The 19,456-nt window shown below is 28.0% G+C and carries 15 protein-coding genes, 1 pseudogene and 1 other annotated feature; of the genes and pseudogenes, 12 read left to right on the top strand and 4 right to left on the bottom strand.

What is annotated here, in order from left to right:
- The first annotated feature begins 21 nt into the window (after window positions 1-21).
- Both lysS (E0D94_RS10175) and lysS (E0D94_RS10170) read left to right on the top strand, forming a co-directional pair.
- Window positions 22-1,554, top strand: a complete 1,533-nt coding sequence (gene lysS / locus E0D94_RS10175; RefSeq protein ID WP_341274578.1) for a lysine--tRNA ligase — start codon at window positions 22-24, stop codon at window positions 1,552-1,554.
- A 1,356-nt stretch (window positions 1,555-2,910) separates the two neighbouring features.
- Entirely contained in the window at window positions 2,911-4,377 is a 1,467-nt protein-coding gene (lysS, locus tag E0D94_RS10170) for a lysine--tRNA ligase (protein WP_130807457.1), read from the top strand.
- Between the two features lie 272 nt (window positions 4,378-4,649).
- Here lysS (E0D94_RS10170) and E0D94_RS10165 read toward each other — a convergent pair whose 3' ends face one another.
- On the bottom strand, window positions 4,650-4,832 hold the full coding sequence (locus E0D94_RS10165) for a hypothetical protein (RefSeq protein WP_130807456.1): 183 nt from the start codon (window positions 4,830-4,832) through the stop codon (window positions 4,650-4,652).
- Window positions 4,833-5,327: 495 nt separating this feature from the next.
- Here E0D94_RS10165 and E0D94_RS10160 point away from each other — a divergent pair, with 495 nt between their 5' ends.
- Window positions 5,328-7,475, top strand: coding sequence for an amino acid adenylation domain-containing protein (locus E0D94_RS10160; protein WP_130807455.1), 2,148 nt, complete (start codon window positions 5,328-5,330; stop codon window positions 7,473-7,475).
- An 18-nt stretch (window positions 7,476-7,493) separates the two neighbouring features.
- A complete protein-coding gene (locus E0D94_RS10155) occupies window positions 7,494-8,909 on the top strand; it encodes an amino acid--tRNA ligase-related protein (protein ID WP_130807454.1) in 1,416 nt (471 codons plus the stop codon).
- A gap of 616 nt (window positions 8,910-9,525) precedes the next feature.
- On the opposite strand, the gene E0D94_RS10150 is transcribed toward E0D94_RS10155, so the two are convergent.
- Entirely contained in the window at window positions 9,526-9,774 is a 249-nt protein-coding gene (locus tag E0D94_RS10150; RefSeq protein WP_130807453.1) for a hypothetical protein, read from the bottom strand.
- 112 nt (window positions 9,775-9,886) lie between these two features.
- Here E0D94_RS10150 and E0D94_RS15195 point away from each other — a divergent pair.
- Window positions 9,887-10,009 (top strand): annotated as a pseudogene (locus tag E0D94_RS15195) (SH3 domain-containing protein); the annotation flags it as partial.
- Window positions 10,010-10,143: 134 nt separating this feature from the next.
- Here the strand turns inward: E0D94_RS15195 and E0D94_RS10140 are convergent.
- Window positions 10,144-10,545, bottom strand: a complete 402-nt coding sequence (locus tag E0D94_RS10140; protein ID WP_130807452.1) for a hypothetical protein — start codon at window positions 10,543-10,545, stop codon at window positions 10,144-10,146.
- Between the two features lie 689 nt (window positions 10,546-11,234).
- Here E0D94_RS10140 and E0D94_RS14865 point away from each other — a divergent pair.
- The 4 genes from E0D94_RS14865 (at window position 11,235) to E0D94_RS10130 (ending at window position 12,845) form a co-directional block, all read left to right on the top strand.
- Window positions 11,235-11,381 carry a hypothetical protein gene (locus E0D94_RS14865; protein WP_165442935.1) on the top strand — a complete coding sequence of 49 codons (147 nt, stop codon included), beginning with the start codon at window positions 11,235-11,237 and terminating at the stop codon, window positions 11,379-11,381.
- A 107-nt stretch (window positions 11,382-11,488) separates the two neighbouring features.
- Entirely contained in the window at window positions 11,489-11,617 is a 129-nt protein-coding gene (locus tag E0D94_RS15120) for a hypothetical protein (RefSeq protein ID WP_278044699.1), read from the top strand.
- A gap of 237 nt (window positions 11,618-11,854) precedes the next feature.
- Window positions 11,855-12,295: an NUDIX domain-containing protein gene (locus tag E0D94_RS10135; protein WP_130807451.1), complete on the top strand. Its 441-nt coding sequence runs from the start codon at window positions 11,855-11,857 to the stop codon at window positions 12,293-12,295.
- A gap of 106 nt (window positions 12,296-12,401) precedes the next feature.
- Window positions 12,402-12,845, top strand: a complete 444-nt coding sequence (locus E0D94_RS10130; RefSeq protein WP_130807450.1) for a GNAT family N-acetyltransferase — start codon at window positions 12,402-12,404, stop codon at window positions 12,843-12,845.
- A 42-nt stretch (window positions 12,846-12,887) separates the two neighbouring features.
- Here E0D94_RS10130 and E0D94_RS10125 read toward each other — a convergent pair whose 3' ends face one another.
- Window positions 12,888-13,886 carry an ABC transporter substrate-binding protein gene (locus tag E0D94_RS10125; RefSeq protein ID WP_130807449.1) on the bottom strand — a complete coding sequence of 333 codons (999 nt, stop codon included), beginning with the start codon at window positions 13,884-13,886 and terminating at the stop codon, window positions 12,888-12,890.
- Between the two features lie 132 nt (window positions 13,887-14,018).
- Window positions 14,019-14,231, top strand: a binding site (T-box leader).
- Between the two features lie 226 nt (window positions 14,232-14,457).
- Here E0D94_RS10125 and E0D94_RS10120 point away from each other — a divergent pair.
- The 3 genes from E0D94_RS10120 (at window position 14,458) to E0D94_RS10110 (ending at window position 19,448) form a co-directional block, all read left to right on the top strand.
- Entirely contained in the window at window positions 14,458-17,109 is a 2,652-nt protein-coding gene (locus E0D94_RS10120; RefSeq protein WP_130807448.1) for a valine--tRNA ligase, read from the top strand.
- A 15-nt stretch (window positions 17,110-17,124) separates the two neighbouring features.
- Entirely contained in the window at window positions 17,125-18,420 is a 1,296-nt protein-coding gene (locus E0D94_RS10115) for a bifunctional folylpolyglutamate synthase/dihydrofolate synthase (protein ID WP_130807447.1), read from the top strand.
- Window positions 18,421-18,512: 92 nt separating this feature from the next.
- Entirely contained in the window at window positions 18,513-19,448 is a 936-nt protein-coding gene (locus E0D94_RS10110) for a YncE family protein (RefSeq protein WP_130807446.1), read from the top strand.
- Window positions 19,449-19,456: the final 8 nt, after the last annotated feature.

The following is a 19,456-nucleotide window of genomic DNA, read 5'->3' as shown; positions in this document are numbered from 1 at the left end:
TATGACTTAATATTAAAAATCATGAACTATAAAAAAGGAGAGTTTGATAAAATTATGAATACTCAAGAATTTTCAAATGTAAAAAGAATTAGTGAACATGAATTAATTAGAACTGAGAAAATGAACAAGCTGAGAGATTTAGGTATTGACCCATTTGGTGATAAATTCATAGCATCAACTCACTCAAAAGAATTGATCAATAATTATTCTCAATATTCAAGAAAAGCACTACTTGAAAAAAATATAACTGTCTCTCTAGCTGGAAGAGTTATGACAAAACGAGGCAAAGGTAAGGCAGGTTTCATGCATATTCAAGATGTGGAAGGTCAAATTCAAGTATATGTTAGAGCGGATCAGATAACTCAGTTGGAGTTTGAAGTATACAATCAAACAGATATTGGAGATATAATTGGAATTGAAGGCAAAGTATTCAAAACTCAAACAGATGAATTGAGTGTAAGAGTTCAAACATATAAACACTTGACGAAAGCACTTAAGCCATTACCAGATAAATTCCATGGCATTACAGATGAAGACATGAAGTTTAGAAAAAGATATCTTGATATTATTATGAATAAAGATGTTAAAGAGCTTTTTATAAAGAAGCAAATATTTTGGAGCACAGTCAGAAACTTCTTACTTGAAAAAGGCTTTTTAGAAGTAGAAACTCCAATACTTGAAGTTTCATCAGGTGGAGCTGCATCAAAACCTTTTAAGACACACCACAATGCTTTAGGTATTGATGTATTCTTAAGAATATCTATGGGTGAATTATGGCAGAAAAAGCTATTGGTTGCTGGATTTGAAAAGACATTCGAAATTGGAAGACAGTTTCGGAATGAAGGTATGAGTAATGAACATCTACAGGATTATACTCAAATGGAGTTCTATTGGGCATATGCTGATTATAGCGATGGAATGGAGATAACAAAAGAGTTGTACAGGAAAATTACTAAAGCATTAATGGGAACCTCAAAATTCATATCACGTGGATTTGAGATAGATATGGATAAAGAATGGGAAATTTATGATTTTCAAGAAGTTATAAAAGAAAATGTAGGTGTTGATATCTATAATACGAGTTTAGAGGACATTAAAGAAAAACTTGAATCTTTTGATGTCATATTTGATCCTGATCTAGGTTACTGGAGACTTGTTGATCTACTATGGAAAGTTGTTAGAAAAGACTTGTCTGGTCCTGGATTCTTAGTAGGACAACCGGTTCAACTTAATCCATTACCAAAAAGACTTAAAGAAGATCCTAGAAAGGTTGCACAGATGCAAATCATTCTTGCTGGATCAGAAATGGGTAATGGATACAGCGAGTTAAATGATCCTTTAGATTTAGATGAAAGATTTAATGAACAAAGAATGATGAGTGAAGCAGGAGACGAAGAAGCACATAATCATGATGAAGATTTTGTTGAGGCTTTGAAGTATGGAATGCCTCCTGCATTTGGTTTCGGATTTTCAGAGAGACTATTCTCTATGATGATGGATAAACCAATTAGAGAATGTGTAATATTCCCTCTAATGAAACCCCAAAATAAATGAAGCTTTAATGTCAATAGTTAGGCGACAATCTAAAAATCAGGCGTACTAATTCACGTGATGTAAGTGCAAGTGATCTTTTATTTTATAAGTGCTTGACCCATTAAACTTTTTGTAGTAATAATTTCTGTATACTGTAATATTGTTTTTAGCAGTATTAGTCGATACAACCATATAATATCGAAGATATCTATTACCTGTTTTAGTCATTTTAGTATTATTAGAAGTATAATTCCCTGATTGTTTTTATTTCCAAGTAAATCCTGCGTATTTAGCTAAAGCATTGTTGGATTCAAAAACACTTATAGATCCAATTTCGAAAGTATGAATAGGTTATACTTAATTAGACAGTAAAAAACTCGACCAATTCCAGGTATAGATATTAACGATTGATATTCTGTAGTATTAGGACCTTTAATATTTTTTTCTATAACTTTATCAACAACTTTAACTTCTTTTTCAAAAATATTGATAAGGGTTAGTGAAGAAGCTAAATAAATATTTCAAGTTTCATATGATACTTTGTCTAACTGATAGGAATCTCTTGCTGCTTTTTTAATTAATTTAGCGGTAGCTAAAGGATTTTTAAATCGATTTTCACCTTTTTCTTTAACAAAATTAGTTAGATCCTCTATCGGAGTATAAATAATATCATCTAGAGATAAAAAATCAGTTAAAATGGTTGTCGAAATAGCACCAAAATTGTTAGAGGAGGGTTTTTCATCTCTTTCTAATACTTTTAATTAACTAAATTTAAGCTACATTTTAGATACCATATATGATTTTTCTCTTGTGATACATTCAACTAAATGAAATCTATGACAAATAAGTCTTTGTAGACCTAGAAATTGGGAACCTCACCAAGGAGAACTGGTAATAGTTCTTGCTCTAGCATAATCTGCTATAATCAAAGCATCTAAAGGATCTGTTTTATCAATATCTACAAATGATTTCTATAGTTATGAATGACTTTTGATTAAGACAATATACTTTAGCATCAAATGCAGCTAATTCTTGATTTTAAGATAAAAAGTTAGCTATATGGAGGTATATACAGAAGTAGATTCTAAAGCAATAAAAACAGTTTTAAGACCATTTAAAATTAAACATTTTATAATATTTTCTGCTAAAATTACCTTGCTATTGGTCTAGTAAAAGGGATGTAGCATTTGGGTTAGAGGCCTATGATAATTAAGACAGGAAACTTGCTTTTTAAATAATAACCTAAAGTTTTGCTAGGGTGTTAAGAATTTTCCTTTGATAATTATTTTACTTTTATTCAATTTGATAAAAATAAAAATATGCTAGAAGCCTTAATTAAAAAGTATTTCTAAACATATTATAGGAGGGGTGTGTATAATGAATAATATTTTTGAATCACGTTTAATTAGAAGAAATAATTGGAAGGATAGAGAATGTGGTTTATATCCTAATCAGTTTGAGAAGTCACATTCTGCTAAAGATTTAAATTCTTTTAATGCAGATGAAAGAGTATCTTTTGCCGGAAGAATTTCGAAAATAAGAAATTTAGGGAAAATTGCATTTATGGATATAAAAGATTATAGTGGAATGTTTCAGGTTTCATTTACAGTAGATGATTTAGGAGATAAAGAATATAAATTCTATCTTAACAACTTAGACACTGGAGATATTATTGGTGTAATGGGTGAAATTTATAGTACAAAAGGAAATCAAAAAACTCTAAGGGTTGAAGAGTGTTATTTATTATCTAAAGCTTTAAGGATTGTTCCTAGTAGTTATGAGAAATTTAATTCAGCAGAACTTTGTGTACGACAGCGATATCTAGATTTATTGGTGAATGATGATACAAGGAAAAGATTTGAATTAAGAAGTAAAATGATAAGTCTTATTAGAAAATATTTAGATGAAGAACATTTTATGGAGGTTGAAACTCCGATACTTCAGCCTGTTGCTATTGGAGCAGCTGCTCGGCCTTTTAAAACATATCATAACTCTCTGGACATTCCTTTATTTCTTAGAATTGGACATGAGCCATATTTAAAAAGACTTATGGTTGGTGGTTATGAACGAATATATGAAATTGGAAAATGTTTTAGAAACGAAGGGATTGATCCATCAAGACTTCAAGAATTTACATTACTTGAATATTATGTTGCATATTGGAATTATAAAGATAATATGAAATTTATGCAAAAAATGTTACAAGAAATTATCATAAAATTGATGGGATCTACTAAAGTAACATATCAAGGAATAGAAATTGATTTTGCTGGAGAATGGCCAGAGGTGACATTTAGGGAATTGTTAATTAAATATGTAGATATCGATATTGATGAAGTAACCACTTATGAGGAGTTAGTTAGTGATATACAGAAAAAGAATTTAGATATTGAGTATGATAAGTATTTTACATATAGTTCATTATTAGATGCACTATATAAAAAGTATAGTAGAATTCATGTAATTCAGCCTACTTTTGTAACAGAATACCCAACAGAACTTGTATGTCTCTCAAGAACCTGCGATGATAATCCTAAAAGGTTAGAGTTATTTCAACTCATAGTTAATTCATGGGAGTTAATAAAAGCATATTCGGAATTAGTTGATCCGATAGAGCAAAAAGAAAGATTTGAAGAACAGAAAAAAATGAGAGAAGCTGGTGATGAAGTTGCAAGTGAAGCTGATGAGGAATATGTACTTTGCATGGAATATGGTATGCCAATTATGTCTGGAATAGGATTAGGGATAGATAGATTGTTAGCTATTTTAACTAATGTTACTAATATTAGAGATACTATTTATTTTCCACCTGTTAAACCAATGAGAAGAAGTGAATTAGAATAATAAAAAGTTCGCAGATGATATTAAGAATTAGAATAGAAATTAATTAATATATTTTGCAGGATAAAATATAACGAAAAATACTATTAAAGATAAAGAATGCTTAATTAGGGTTTGTTACTATAATTTAAAATAGATAGATAATTGCGAAACCATTTTTAAAAAATGAATAATATAAGTAAAAATATTTCAAATTAAAATTAAAATTTAACAAATCTGAATTTTAAATTTTAATAAATTTTTGATTTTAAATTGGCCATTAATATATAGTCGCTTTATATCAGTATTACAAGCAGCATGTGAAGACATAAATAATATTCTGCTTTATATGGGTCAGAATAATCATCAAAACTTTTTACTTTTTTTAAAAAATTTAATTCTTTGATAATTTTATTAACATTTTTAAAATTATTTTCAGTAACGAAAGCTTCGATTCCTGAGGTATCAAAAATAGTCATAGAAGCTTTAACTTTGACAATTTGTTGGCATATTTATTCATTAAAATCAATAAGATTATCATAGAAAACTTGAAGATCTATTTAAAAACTTTCTTAAAAGAGTGAATTTAGATTCGTCAGGACCTTTTTTAAACCCACAAAATTCTCTTAAATGATCTGAAGATTTAAGGAAATTAATTTAAAAAGTATCTGTAGGATATGTTATCTTCAAGTAATGAAAGAAATTTAGATTTATTACTTAAAAAAGTTTCGCAATCAGAATAAATCTCTACCAAAGAATGTTATTTTTGTGGTATTATATATAACTCCTTTCAGGTTTTTGTGGATTTGTAGAGTCTCACTTTATTTTTATCATAAATCAGTGAGGAGTTATATTATTTTATAGAAAAAAATGTCCTGTATTTATTTAGGTTATGGCGTTTCACGAATGTTTAATTTAAAATAGATAAAGAAAGGAGTGTTTGAGTTTTCCAATTCAAACATAAATGGTGAGATATGAACAAAGAAAATATATTTTGGGTAAAATATTTAAATCAGATTCCTAATAAACAATTATTACCATTTGATAATCAAAAAAAGTCTAGTGATAAAAGAAGCATTGATAAGATTTCAAGAAGTTTTGAACCTACTGAAGGTATAGATATTGAAAAGATGAAAGAAATTATATATACGGCATGGTCCATCGTTCTTGGAAGATATAATAATTATGAAGAAGTTGTATTTTTGGTATCGTATTTGAATAAGATCTATCCATTAATAGTAAACTGTAACAGTGAAATGCAAATCGAAGAACTAACAAGAGAGTTGAATAAAGTTAATAATCAATGTGAGGAAAACCTAGAACATGTTCACGATTCATTAATTGTTGATAGAATGCTTGAAAAAACAAGTTACATGACATCAATATACTTCCAAAGACCTAAACAGGACATACCTTCCAATATAACGTTTTTATTTGAATTGAGCAAAGGTAGGATTTCATATAATGTTGAATATAATCAGTTTGTGTTTAATAAATCTACGGTGATGGGTATGTGTAGCCATTTTGAGAATGCTCTTGAAGAAGTTTTTAAACACAGCAATAAAAAAATAAGTAATATGGAGATTCTTACTAGTTCCGAAAGCAAATTGATATTAAAAGATTTCAACAACAAATTTCTCAAGTATAATGAAAACTTAACAATTGACTCTATGTTTGAAAAAAACCTTGAGAATTATCCTAATAGTGTTGCGATTACTTGTGGTACTAGAAACATAACATATGAGGAGCTAAATCATAAATCAAGCGCGTTGGCATATCGTTTGAGAAAATACTGGAATGTGAAAAGAGGGGAGATAGTTGGTATCCTTATGGAGCGGGATATAGAATTGGTGATATCAATCATGGGCATTCTTAAATCGGGTGCTGCATACATGCCAATAGATTTGAATTTACCTAAAAAAAGAATAGATACTATGCTAACAAATGCCAATAGTAAGCTTGTCATTAAGAAAAGTGCTAAAAATGTTAATTTAAAAGGAGAATACATTTGGTTAAATATTAATGAAGAAACAAAATATCAAAACATTACCAAACAACTTCCTAAAAGGCATTCAAAATCAGATTTAGCTTACGTTCTTTACACAAGTGGTTCAACTGGATATCCTAAAGCTGTTGCTGTTGAACATAAAAATGTGGTTGGCTATATACATTCATTTTTAAATGAATTCAAATTATGTGAGATAGACTCAATGTTACAAAATTCAACGGTAGCTTTCGACATATCGGTAGAAGAAATTTTTCCAATCCTGATGGTTGGTGGTAAACTTGTGATTGCAAGAGAAGAAGAAAAGGACGATGTTGACAAGTTATTAAAAGTGATAAGAAGAAATGAAGTATCAATAATAAGTGGATTTCCTTTATTGATAGATGAATTTAATAAAAGAATCATTCCATCCTCACTAAAATGTTTTATTTCAGGTGGTGATGTGATACATTATAAGAATTATTCTAAGTTAATTGATTTTGTTAATGTATACAATACTTACGGGCCTTCGGAGACTACCGTATGTGCTAGTTATTATAAATGTAATAAAAATGATGATTTTTATATACCTGTTGGCAAGCCAATTGCAAATTATAAAATTTATATTTTAGATAATGCTATGAACCCAATGCCTGTAGGAATACCTGGAATGATTTTCATAGCAGGTATAGGCGTAAGTAGAGGATACTATAATCAGGATGAAATGACAAATGAAAGATTCATTAATAGTCCATTTGAGAGTAATGAAAAGATTTTCATGACAGGAGATGTTGGAATATGGTGTTCTGATGGAAACATAAAATTTCTTGGCAGACTAGACAACCAGGTAATGGTAAGAGGTATGAGGGTTGAACTAGATGAGGTTCAAAATGTAATGAAACGATATCCCCATATATCTGAAAGCGTTGTCCTTGCAAATAAAGATTCAGAAGATCAAGTGTTTTTGACATCTTATATTGTTTCAGATAAGAGTATTTCACTTGTAGAATTAACTGAATACTTAAAAGAATATTTGCCAAGTTTCATGATTCCTGAGTTTTTTGTCTTGATGACTCAGTTGCCAGTAAATATTAATGGGAAAGTTGATAAAGAACAATTGCCCAAAGTGATTAAGTAATAAGAAAGGAAGTGAATTATGGATTTTAAGTCTACAGAAAGCAGATTGAGAAAATTAGATAGCTATAGGACTGAATTTGTCAGCAAAGACTTTAGTAAATATAAAGCAATTAGTGTCAAAGAGGTTCTTGATAAAACATTTTCCCAAGACAATACTGATTTGGTTAGAATTAATGGAAGAGTTTTAAATATTCGAAAATATAAGTATAGCAGTTATGTTATTCTTAAAGATTTTGATTCGAAAATATTATTGCAAACTGATGAAAGTATTAATTATAATTTTTTAAAATATATAGATACAGGGGATTGGATAGAAGTCATTGGTATAGAAAATTATAGTGATGAAATAAAAAAAATTGTTGTAATTGATTTTAAGCTTATAGCCAAATGTAGGTTTATATTTCCGAAGAAATTAGTAGATAAGAGAAAAAGATTTGAAAATAGATTCTTAGATTTTTCAGTTAATGATAATTCATTGGAAGTTGTGAAAATTAGTTCATTAATTAATAAAAGTATAAGAAAGACTTTATGGGATAAAGGCTATAGCGAATATAATACACCAACTCTTTTTTCTAGTTTTAATGGTGGAGTTTCTACACCATTTACAACTAAAATTACAGCATTAAAAAGGAGTGGATATTTGAAAGTAACCTCTGAATTATACCTGAAACAATTAATATCTGCAGGTTTTAGTTCAGTATTTGAAATTGCGGGTTCATTTAGGAATGAAGGTATTGATAATACACATATCCCTGGATTTCCACTTTTGGAAGTTTATAAATCTTTTGCTGATGCAGAATATATGTTAGAACTTAACCTTGAAATTATTGAAAAGATATTAATTGACCTTAATGGAGAACCTTGTATCCATTTACCTAACAAGAAAAGAATTGAATGTAGCAAAAATGATTGGAAAAAGATTAATGCACATGAAGTAATTAAAAATAAAACCCATATTGATATTTTATCAGATATTAATAATTTAAGGATTCAAGCAAGAAAAATTGGAATTGAATGCTCAGATGTATCAGGTCCTTCTACCGTTATTGGTAACATAATAGATAAAACTATAAGAATTCATACTACCGAACCTATTATATTAACACATTTGCCTTCTAGTATGACTCCACTAATGAAAAAACTAGATGAAGACAATAGGTTTAGTGATAGGTATTGGTTGTATTTGAATGGAGTCGACATAAGTGATATCGGTAGTGAACAGGCAGATTACGAAGAACAAATTGAATCCTTAGAAAAACAATTTGAGATGATGCATGAGGCTTATCCACATATTTCAATCAATAAAGATCTTGTAAAAGTTGTTTCATATGGTTTGCCAAAAACTGGTGGAATAGGTTGTAGTTTAAGCCGATTATTAATGGCTATTATGAGTTTAGATGATGTAAGAGAAACACCAACTTTTCCATATGTATAAATTTTGGCTTCAACAGTGAATTTGTATGCGAGAACAATAATAGGTTGGCACTTAAAAGTTAATTTTTATACCAGATGGTTTAATTATAAAAATACATGAATACATTCAATTTTATAATCAATTTAGATTTCAAAAAATTAAAGTGATTAGTTTCGATATTAAATTGAAACTAATCACTTTAATTTTTTAATTTAATGTAAATGTCAAATGAATTAAAGTTCATTAAAAAAGGACTACACCATTTAATATACCACTACTTTGGTTGTGTCCTTTTGTTTGTATTGGTGAGCTGGGGAGGAATCAAACGCTCCATCTCCTTATAAAATGTAAGGTTCTTTATCATTAAGTTACCAGCTCTTATACTTATATTATACTATTAGATATTTCAAATGTCAACAAAAAAATAGATTTGGATACAGTCAAATAATAGTTGACAATTTTTTGTTTAATTTTTTCATACAATTTTTAACTTGTATATTTAAAGTGAATATGCTTTTAAAGCCAGTCAGGACATGGTATATCTAATATCTATAGTTTAATAATATATAACTTTTTGCTTTCAACACATAGATATTCTCCTAAATCAAAATATAGATTAAATATTTTGTATTTGTTTTTAAAAACTTAAGTTCAAATCACTTGAACATCTTTGTTCTAACAAGTTCTGTATTGCTCTTCTACCGTTAGTAATAGAATAATCACTAAATGGCATACTTGAACTATTAGGATAGTATGCATTGCTATTTTTACTGATTTTATTTATTTCTGATGAACTTAATATTACCTCGATGATTTCTTTTGCTTTTTCTCTTTTTATACCTTTATCTAAAACCATTTTAATAGTATTATCTAATTCTTTACTCACTTTTTCTGTAACCGTAAAAACGCCCACACCTATTATAGGCTAAGAAGTTATGTTAAACTAATTATTGCTTGGAACTTATTTAACGGTTAGATAAGATGCTACAGTAGATAGTGAAAAGCTTGGAGTTTTAGATGAACATCAGAAAATACATATTACAGGTGAAGTTAAAAATGGTTGGGTTAGAATAGAGTATAAGGATAAAGAAGGATATATAAATAGTGAATATCTTATATAATCATTACCTAAGAAAGAGCCTAAACCTACAACAGTATCAAAGTCCAAGAATAATGTAGATTGTTAAGTAAAATTGACTCCTTTTTAAACTTTTTCACACTTGATTTTGACCCCCTTCCATTGTAGTATAAATTATCAATCAACTATAACCTTGTAACCATTTTCTTCCAACGAAATTCCTCCTATTTCAATTCTATATGGTGACCAATCAAATTGGGGTTGATCCCCGTAAGGGGTTTCTACTCTTTCGGTAGCCTTTTTACTTACTTCCCTTTTTTCATTTGTTAGAGTTGATAAAAATCTATATATTGGATTGATACTTCCATCATATCCTAGCTTTTTTAACTCTCTATAAATTCTAGTTCCATTAAAATCGTATTTAGGCTCTAAATACCATTCACTTATTTGTTCTTTGTACTTATCTACTTTTGTCTTGTAATATTCCCTTTTATATCTTGGTGCCTCCTCTGGTTTAATTAATTTCTTTACTGTGTTTTTAGACATTTTCATAGTTCTAGCGATTGCTTTTATCTTCATACCACTTTTGAAAAGTCTTTTAACATTCTCACAATCATAAACATTTTTTACCCCATGACCTCTATATGTTAAAATATTTGTGACTTAAATATTTTAACATATAGAGGTATTTAGGGGTTCAATTTTATTCGTAAAAGAGGGGTCACTTTTAATTGTAAATGAACAAATAATACTAACACAGCTACTCAATCATCAGCACCTAAAAAAATAACACTGTAAACAAGAAACCTTCTAGTAATGGAAGTAGTTCTAATACTACTACTCAAAGTAAACATAAGCCACAATCTAAACCTAGTGAGCCATCTGGCAGTGGAGGTTTGATAGAAATAGATCCAGAAGACACAGTAGGTGGTGTAGGTGAAGATAGTTTAAATCATTTAGAATGTGGAGATCCTCGAATAGAAGGAGTAGTAGGCGAATTAGATGAATAATTGTTATGACAAAAGAAACATCAAAAATAATTATTATTGAGATAGAGGAATTAGTATAATATTATACTAATTCCTCTATCTTTTAATCTTTTTTAAAAATATAAAAATCAATATAATATGGATATTTACTAGATTCTATGCCTTTAAAATGATATAATTATAGTGTAAACATCATTAGTTTATTAAATTAATATAGATAACTCAGCTTAATTATCAGAAGTCGTTGGTATGAATAAACTAATGAAAAGAGGTGAGTGAGTGGAAAATGTTAAATATATAATTCTAGCTATTTCTTCATTGTTAGGATTGTATATAGTATGTAATTCAAAGCGTTCAATTAACATTAAAATAAGAATAAAAAGATTAATTATAGAATTAGACACAAAAAAAGTAAGTAGCCACTAACTACTTACTTTTAAACCACTAATATTAATTTAAATGAAATCCAACGACTTCTGTATTATTATTATACCCCATATTAAAGAAAAAATAAACAAGGAGGTGAAATAATTTTGACAATATTTTTATTCTTAGTAAATATAGTTATATGGTCGGTAGCTTTATTATGTATTAGAGGTAAAAGTTTTAATAAATCTTATAAATCGTTAGATTTAGAAGTAAAGGTTAGTGAGGAAAAATAAAATACGAGATAAAGAATGAAAATAATATAATTTTTATAAATATTTTTATTCTTTTTTATTGTAAATATTTATAAAAGGGGAATAAGAATAGAAATATTAATCTATTTGACTTTAAAACTTATTGGGTAAAGATAAGTTTGTAGAATTAAGATTTAGTTTATTAGTAAAATGTTTTCTTGTGGAATAGTATTTTCTTACTTTAATAAAAATCAAAAAATAAGAAGGGAGTTAATAATTATGAAATATCCAGAAACAACAGTAGGTGCAGTTATATTTAATCCTGATAATAAAATACTTCTTTGCAAATCTCATAAATGGAATAATAAATATATAATTCCTGGTGGTCATATTGAGTTAGGGGAAAAAATGGAGGAAGCATTGAAAAGAGAAATATTAGAAGAGACTGGATTGGAAATATATGACATTAAATTGATTAGCATAAAAGAAAGTGTTTATAATGAAGTGTTTCATGAAGATAAACATTTTATATTTATTGATTATATATGTAAAACAGATTCATATAATGTAGTTTTAAATGAAGAAGCAGAAGAATACGAATGGGTAGATTTAAATGAAATTGATAATTATGAATTAGGTGGATTTGTTAAATCCTTATTAGAAGAGATTAAAAATAAAGAAGAGTCAAAATATAAAACTGAGGTTTTTTATGGTTACTAATCTAAAAATACTATTATTAAAAAATATCTATATTGTTATTAATTTTGGGTATTTTAGCTATGGTGTAGAAATATAGATTAACTTAGGATGAAAATGAGGTAATACAATGAGCAATATAAACTTTAGAAATATTGATAAAAGCAATGAAGAAGCAGTTAGAAAAATAGAATTAAAAGGTACACAAGAAAATTTTATTGAAACTGTAGATGAATGTTTAAAAGAAGCTAGTATGTATAGTGAGTGGAATCCAGTAGCTATATATAAGAATGATATAATTATTGGATTTGCTATGTATGGTTCTTTTGGTCCTAATAAAGATACGTGGATTGATAGAATATTAATAGATAAAAAGTATCAAGGTAAGGGTTATGGAAGAATTGCAATGAATAAACTTATAGACATAGTTTTAGAAAAATACAAAGTAAATACTATATATTTAAGTATTGTTCCTGGAAATGAAGCAGCGTATAATTTATATAAGAGTATTGGCTTTAAATATATGAACGAAAAAGATGAGAATGGCGAGCTTTTATTTAAATATGAAATTTAATATTATTTAATCTACAAAATAGAAGTAGGGTTAACCCTACTTCTATTTTTCCATAGCTTTTTTAGCAAATTCAGTATTTACTATTTGCTCATAAGGAGCTCTATTATCGAGTACTCCAGCTAGTTCCATTATGTCCATCATATGCTCTAAACCTTCTTCAGTTAAAACTAAATCAGGTTTCCAAGTATCTTGATTTTTATATCTTTCTACAAGAGATATTAATATATCTTTATCTGTATCAGGAAATTGTCCTTTTAAAGCTTCAGCAATATCTTCAGAAGAATTTTCATTGACCCAGACCATACCACGATAAACAGCATTTGTAAATTTTTGAATTATTTCAGGATTTTCTTTTATATATTCTTTGGTTGCACTATAGCATGTATAAGGAACATATCCTGCTTCTTCCCCAATGGATGCTACAATATGTCCTTTACCTTCTTTTTCTAATTCTGAAGCCACAGGCTCAAATAGGGTTACATAATCTCCTTCTCCACCTAAAAATGCTCCAGCCATTGCAGCAAATTGTATATCAGTTCTAACTTCTACATCTTTACCAGGTGTGATATCTTTAGATTTTAATACATATTCTAAAATCATTTCTGGCATACCACCTTTTCTTCCTCCTATAATTGTTTTACCTTTTAATTTATCAAATGTAAAATTATCATCTTTTTCTCTTCCAACTAAGAAAGAACCATCTTTTTGAGTTAGTTGTGCAAAGTTAATAGCATAGTTATCTTTATCACTATTATATACATACACACTTGCCTCAGGTCCCATAAATCCTATATCAGCTTCTCCTGATAGTAAAGCTGTCATTGATTTATCTGCACCTTTACCATTTGTAAGCTCTATATCAAGGCCTTCTTCTTCAAAAAATCCTTTTTCTAATGCTACATATTGTGGAGCATAGAGAACAGAGTGGGTAACTTCTATAAGCCTTACTTTTTCTAACTTTGCTTCATCTTTACAACCTGATAAAATTGGCAAGATAAATAAAGAAATTACTAATATTACTGCTAATAATTTAGATTTCATGATACACCTCCAAAATTTATTCACTATACTTTATTATATTTTGAAGGAATATATATGTTACTATTAGTTTAATTATGCATTAATGTTGACAATAATAGTATAATAAATATATAATTATATATAATATAAAAATTAGAGGCAATGAGAAAGAGGAGTAGACAAGAGAACTTTTAGAGAATGAATCCCTTGGCTGAAAGGATTCAGAAGTAAACTTTTGTTGAAGGTAGCTTTTGAGCTTTCAGATTGAACTAGTAGTAAATCTGAACGGACAATGTTCGTTAAAACTAAGAGAGTCAATTTCAGAATTGAAATTAAGGTGGTACCGCGATTACCTTCGTCCTTATATAAGGATGGAGGTATTTTTTAGTTTATAAGGGGTGGTCTTATTTTTAAATTAGGTATAGTAATATTTTTAATTAGTAGTGTAATAGTTTTAGGTGCTGATAGACAGTATAATAAAGGGAAGATAAAAGATTTGAAATCCTTACTTAAAATAAAAGTATCAGGTCTTTTACTTACTATTATTTCAGTTATATTAATGATTTATGGAAAATAAAGAGGAGTGAATTAAATGGAAAATTTAGCGAAAACGTATAATCCTAAAGAATTTGAAGACAGATTATATAATGATTGGAATAATAAAGGTTATTTCAAAGCAGATGTAAATAAAAATAAAGAACCATTTACTATTATGATGCCACCTCCTAACGTAACAGGAAATCTTCATATGGGTCATGCATTAAATAGTACTATTCAAGATATTTTAACAAGATGGAAGAGAATGGATGGTTATGAAGCATTATGGCTTCCTGGAACTGACCATGCTAGTATTTCTACTGAATCAAAAGTAGTTGCCCGTATAAAAGAACAAGGTCATAGTAAAGAAGATTTAGGAAGAGAAGGATTTTTAGAAAAGGCTTGGGAATGGACAGAAGAATATGGTGGAAATATAAAAAATCAATTAAGAAAATTAGGTGTTTCTTGCGATTGGTCAAAAGAAAGATTTACTCTTGATGAAGGTTTAAGTGATGCAGTAGAAGAAGTTTTTATTAGATTATATGAAAAAGGGTTAATATATAGAGGAGATAGAATAATAAATTGGTGTCCTAGTTGTGCTACAGCTATTTCAGATGCAGAAGTTGAACATCAAGAATCACAAGGGAAATTGTGGCATGTAAAATATCCTGTAAAAGGGGAAGATAAATTTATAGAAATAGCAACTACAAGACCTGAAACAATGCTAGGTGATGTAGCAGTTGCAGTAAATCCAGATGATGAAAGATATGAAGATTTAATAGGTAAAACACTTATTTTACCACTAGTAGGAAGAGAAATACCAATAATTAAAGATGAATACGTTGAAATGGAGTTTGGAACTGGTGCAGTTAAAATAACTCCAGCACATGATCCTAATGATTTTGAGATAGGGCTAAGACATAACCTAGAAAATCTTAAAGTATTAGATGATGATGCTAAAATAAATAGTAATGGTGGAAAGTACGAAGGTCTTGAAAGATATGAAGCTAGAAAACAAATTGTATCTGATTTAGAAGATAAAGGTTATTTAGTAAAAATAAAAGATCATGATCATAATGTAGGTCATTGTGAAAGATGTGATACTATAGTTGAACCTATTATATCAAAACAATGGTTTGTAGAAATGAAGCCTTTAGCAGAACCTGCAATAGAAGCTTTAAAAAATGGTGAATTTAAATTTATACCAGAAAGATTTGAAAAAATTTATTTAAATTGGTTAGAAAATATTAGAGATTGGTGCATATCAAGACAATTATGGTGGGGACATAGACTTCCAGTGTATTATTGTAAAGATTGTGGTGAAGTAATTGTATCTAAAACGAAACCAGAAAAATGCACGAAATGCAACTCAGAAAATCTAATTCAAGATGAAGATACACTTGATACTTGGTTTTCATCAGCGCTTTGGCCTTTTTCAACATTAGGTTGGCCACAAAACACTAAAGAGTTAGAATACTTTTACCCTACTGATGTACTTGTAACTGGATATGACATTATATTCTTCTGGATTGTAAGAATGGTATTTTCAGGTGTTGAGCAAATCGGAGAAGTTCCTTTTAAAAATGTATTTATTACAGGGCTTGTTCGTGACTCTGAAGGTAGAAAAATGAGTAAATCTCTAGGAAATGGAATTGATCCATTAGAAATAATAGATGAATATGGTTCAGATGCTTTAAGATTTTCTCTTATAACTGGAAATACTCCAGGTAATGATATGAGATTCTATGTTGAAAGAGTAGAATCAAGCAGAAATTTTGCTAATAAATTATGGAATGCTTCTAGGTTTGTGATAATGAACTTAGGCGAAGAATTTAATTTTACAGGCATAGATAATGAAAATCTAAAGGTAGAAGATAAATGGATAATTTCTAGATTAAACAGTGCTATAAAGGAAATTGATGATAATCTAAATAAGTTTGAATTAGGACTTGCAGCACAAAGGATATATGATTTTACATGGAATGAATATTGTGATTGGTATATAGAAATGGTTAAACCTAGATTATATGGAGAAGATGAAGCTGATAAAATCACAGTTAAAAATGTTCTTATACATGTATTAAGGAATATAAATAAGCTACTTCATCCTTTTATGCCTTTTGTAACAGAAGAGATATACAGTTATATAAATGAGAATAATGAAAGTATAATGGTATCTAATTGGCCAAAAAATGATGATAAATATAATTTTATTGAATCAGAAAAACAAATTGATTTTATTATGGATGCAATAAAAAACATAAGGAATATAAGAGCTGAAATGAATGTTATTCCTTCTAAAAAAGCAAAGGTTATATTTGTAACACAAAATGATAATAAAAGAAAAATATTAGAGAATAATGAATTATTCTTTACTACACTTGCTTCAGCATCTAGTGTAGAAATAAAAGAAAATAAGGATGGAATATCAGATGATGCAATGAGTGCTGTTGTAGAAGGTGCTGAAATATTTTTACCTCTTGAAGAGCTTGTAGACTTTGATAAAGAGATAGAAAGATTAGAAAAAGAAAAATCAAGGTTAGAAAATGAAATTAAAAGAGTAAATGGAAAGTTATCAAATAAAGGATTCGTAGAAAAAGCTCCAGAATCTATAGTTAATCAGGAAAGAGAGAAGAAACAAAAATACGAAGGGATGCTAGATAAAGTTGTAGAGCGATTAGAGAACATTATAGATAAAAAAGATTAATAAAGAGGTGGGAATATGAATTATAATAAAGCATTAGAATTTATACATGGTACTAGAAAATTTGGAAGTAAATTAGGATTAGATAATATAAAAAAATTATTAGAGTTATTAGGAAATCCACATGATAAATTAAAATTTATTCATATAGCAGGTACTAATGGTAAAGGTTCAACCACTTCTTTCATTTCTAGTATATTATTTGAATCTGGATACAAGGTAGGGGCATTTACATCGCCCTACCTAGAAGTTTTTAATGAAAGAATAAGAATAAATAATCAAAATATAAGTGATAAGAGATTAAGTGAAGTTACTTTAAAAGTAAAAGAAAAAGTAGAACAGATGTTAATGGAAGGATATAATCATCCTACTGAATTTGAAATAGTTACAGCAATAGCATTTGTATATTTTCTCGAAGAAAAAACTGATATTATAGCATTAGAAGTAGGTCTTGGAGGAAGATATGATTCTACAAATATTATAGGGAAACCTTTAATATCTGTAATCACTCCTATATCTTTAGATCATATGGATATATTAGGTGACACTATAGAAAAAATAGCATATGAAAAAGCTGGAATCATAAAAGAAAACTCTAAAGTAATCTCTTATACTCAACAAAATGAAGCTCATAATGTCCTTGTAAATGTTAGTAAAGAAAAAAGATCTGAAATTATGTTTTTAGATTTTAATGATATTAGCATAGATGAATGTAATGATAAAGGCTCAGTATTTAATATTTCACATAAAGATAAAACATATGGAAACTTAAAAATAAATTTAATAGGAAAATATCAAGTATATAATGCAAGTTTAGCAGTTAAGACGTTACTAATATTAAATGATAATAATGAAATAAATATTAGTGAAGAAAATATTAGAAAAGGACTTGAAAATACTGCGTGGATGGGAAGGTTAGAAATAATAAATAATAATCCTAAAGTTGTTATAGATGGTGCTCATAATGAGGCTGGAGCAAAGTCCTTGGTAGAAAACATAGAGAATTTATTTGAATTTAATAAATTAATTTTACTTGTAGGTATGCTAAAAGATAAAGAAGTAGACAAGATATTATCCATAGTAATACCACATGCTGATAATATAATAGTTACAAAACCTAGAGTTCCAAGGGCTATGAGTTCTAAAGACTTAGCAAAAAAAATTAATAAAATTAATCAGAAAGTAGTTTCAGAAGAAAGTATTGAACAAGCTATAAAATTATGCTTTGATGAATATAATGAAGGAGATTTGATTGTTGCTTCAGGTTCTTTATATTTAATTGGTGAAGTGAGAAAGTTAATAAAAGAAAGATAAACTAATACCTCTTATTATTTTAATAATAAGGGGTATTCACCTAATTTTATCTATTAGCATAAAGTGTTATATAGAATAAAAGAGGTGAAAAGATGAATCAGTTTGAGAACAGAAAAATCATAGTTTCTAGTTCCGGAGAGAATTCTCTAAATATAATAGAACCAAATAAGGATTTTAAAATGTCTAAAGTAAATTATACTGATATGTGTTTTGATAAGATAAAACATAAGATAGATGATAAAGTATTCAATTATAGGACCCATTCTATTTTTAAAAATTCAAAACCTAATATAATTTATTTAGTAAATTCTTATGGTAATAATATACTAAAAATTGATATCTCTAAAAGAGAAATTATTGATTTAGTATATGTTGGTTGTTGTCCTAGCCACATAGCAATTTCTGATGAATATATATATATTACAAACAGTGATTCTAATTCTATATCTATAGTAGATATAGAAGAGTTTAATTTGATTAAAAATATATCTGTTGGTGAAAAACCTCATGATATAAAAATTGATAAACAGAATAATAAACTATATATAGCTAACAGTAATGAATATACTATAAGTGTAATTGATTTAAATCAAGATAAAGATGAGAAAATCTATATGGATATATTACCATTACACTTTCATATATTGGATGAGAATATGTTGATATTGTCCTGTGAGTGCGAAAACATGAAGAGTTCAATTTCTTTTTTAAATTTGAAAAATCAAAAAATATTAAAGAGAATCTTTATAGAAGAAACATTATTAGATATGGTTATATTAAAAGACAAGAATATAATTTTTTCTACTAATGGTGGTGATGGATTTTTATATAAGATAAATTATATTACAGATAGTATAGATAAGATATATCTTGGAGGAATGCCTAATGATATATTATGGGATGGTGACAATATATTATATATAACTGATTTAGTTAAAAATTCACTTTTAGTTTTTGATATAAATAAAAATTCTATAGTTAATCAAATATATGTGGGTAAAGAACCTAATGGATTAATCTTTTTATAAAGATAAAA

Origin of the sequence: Senegalia massiliensis (assembly GCF_900626135.1) — a bacterium.
In the GTDB taxonomy this organism is placed as follows: Bacteria; Bacillota; Clostridia; order Tissierellales; family SIT17; genus Anaeromonas; species Anaeromonas massiliensis.
This window is presented reverse-complemented; position numbering and strand designations above follow the sequence as displayed.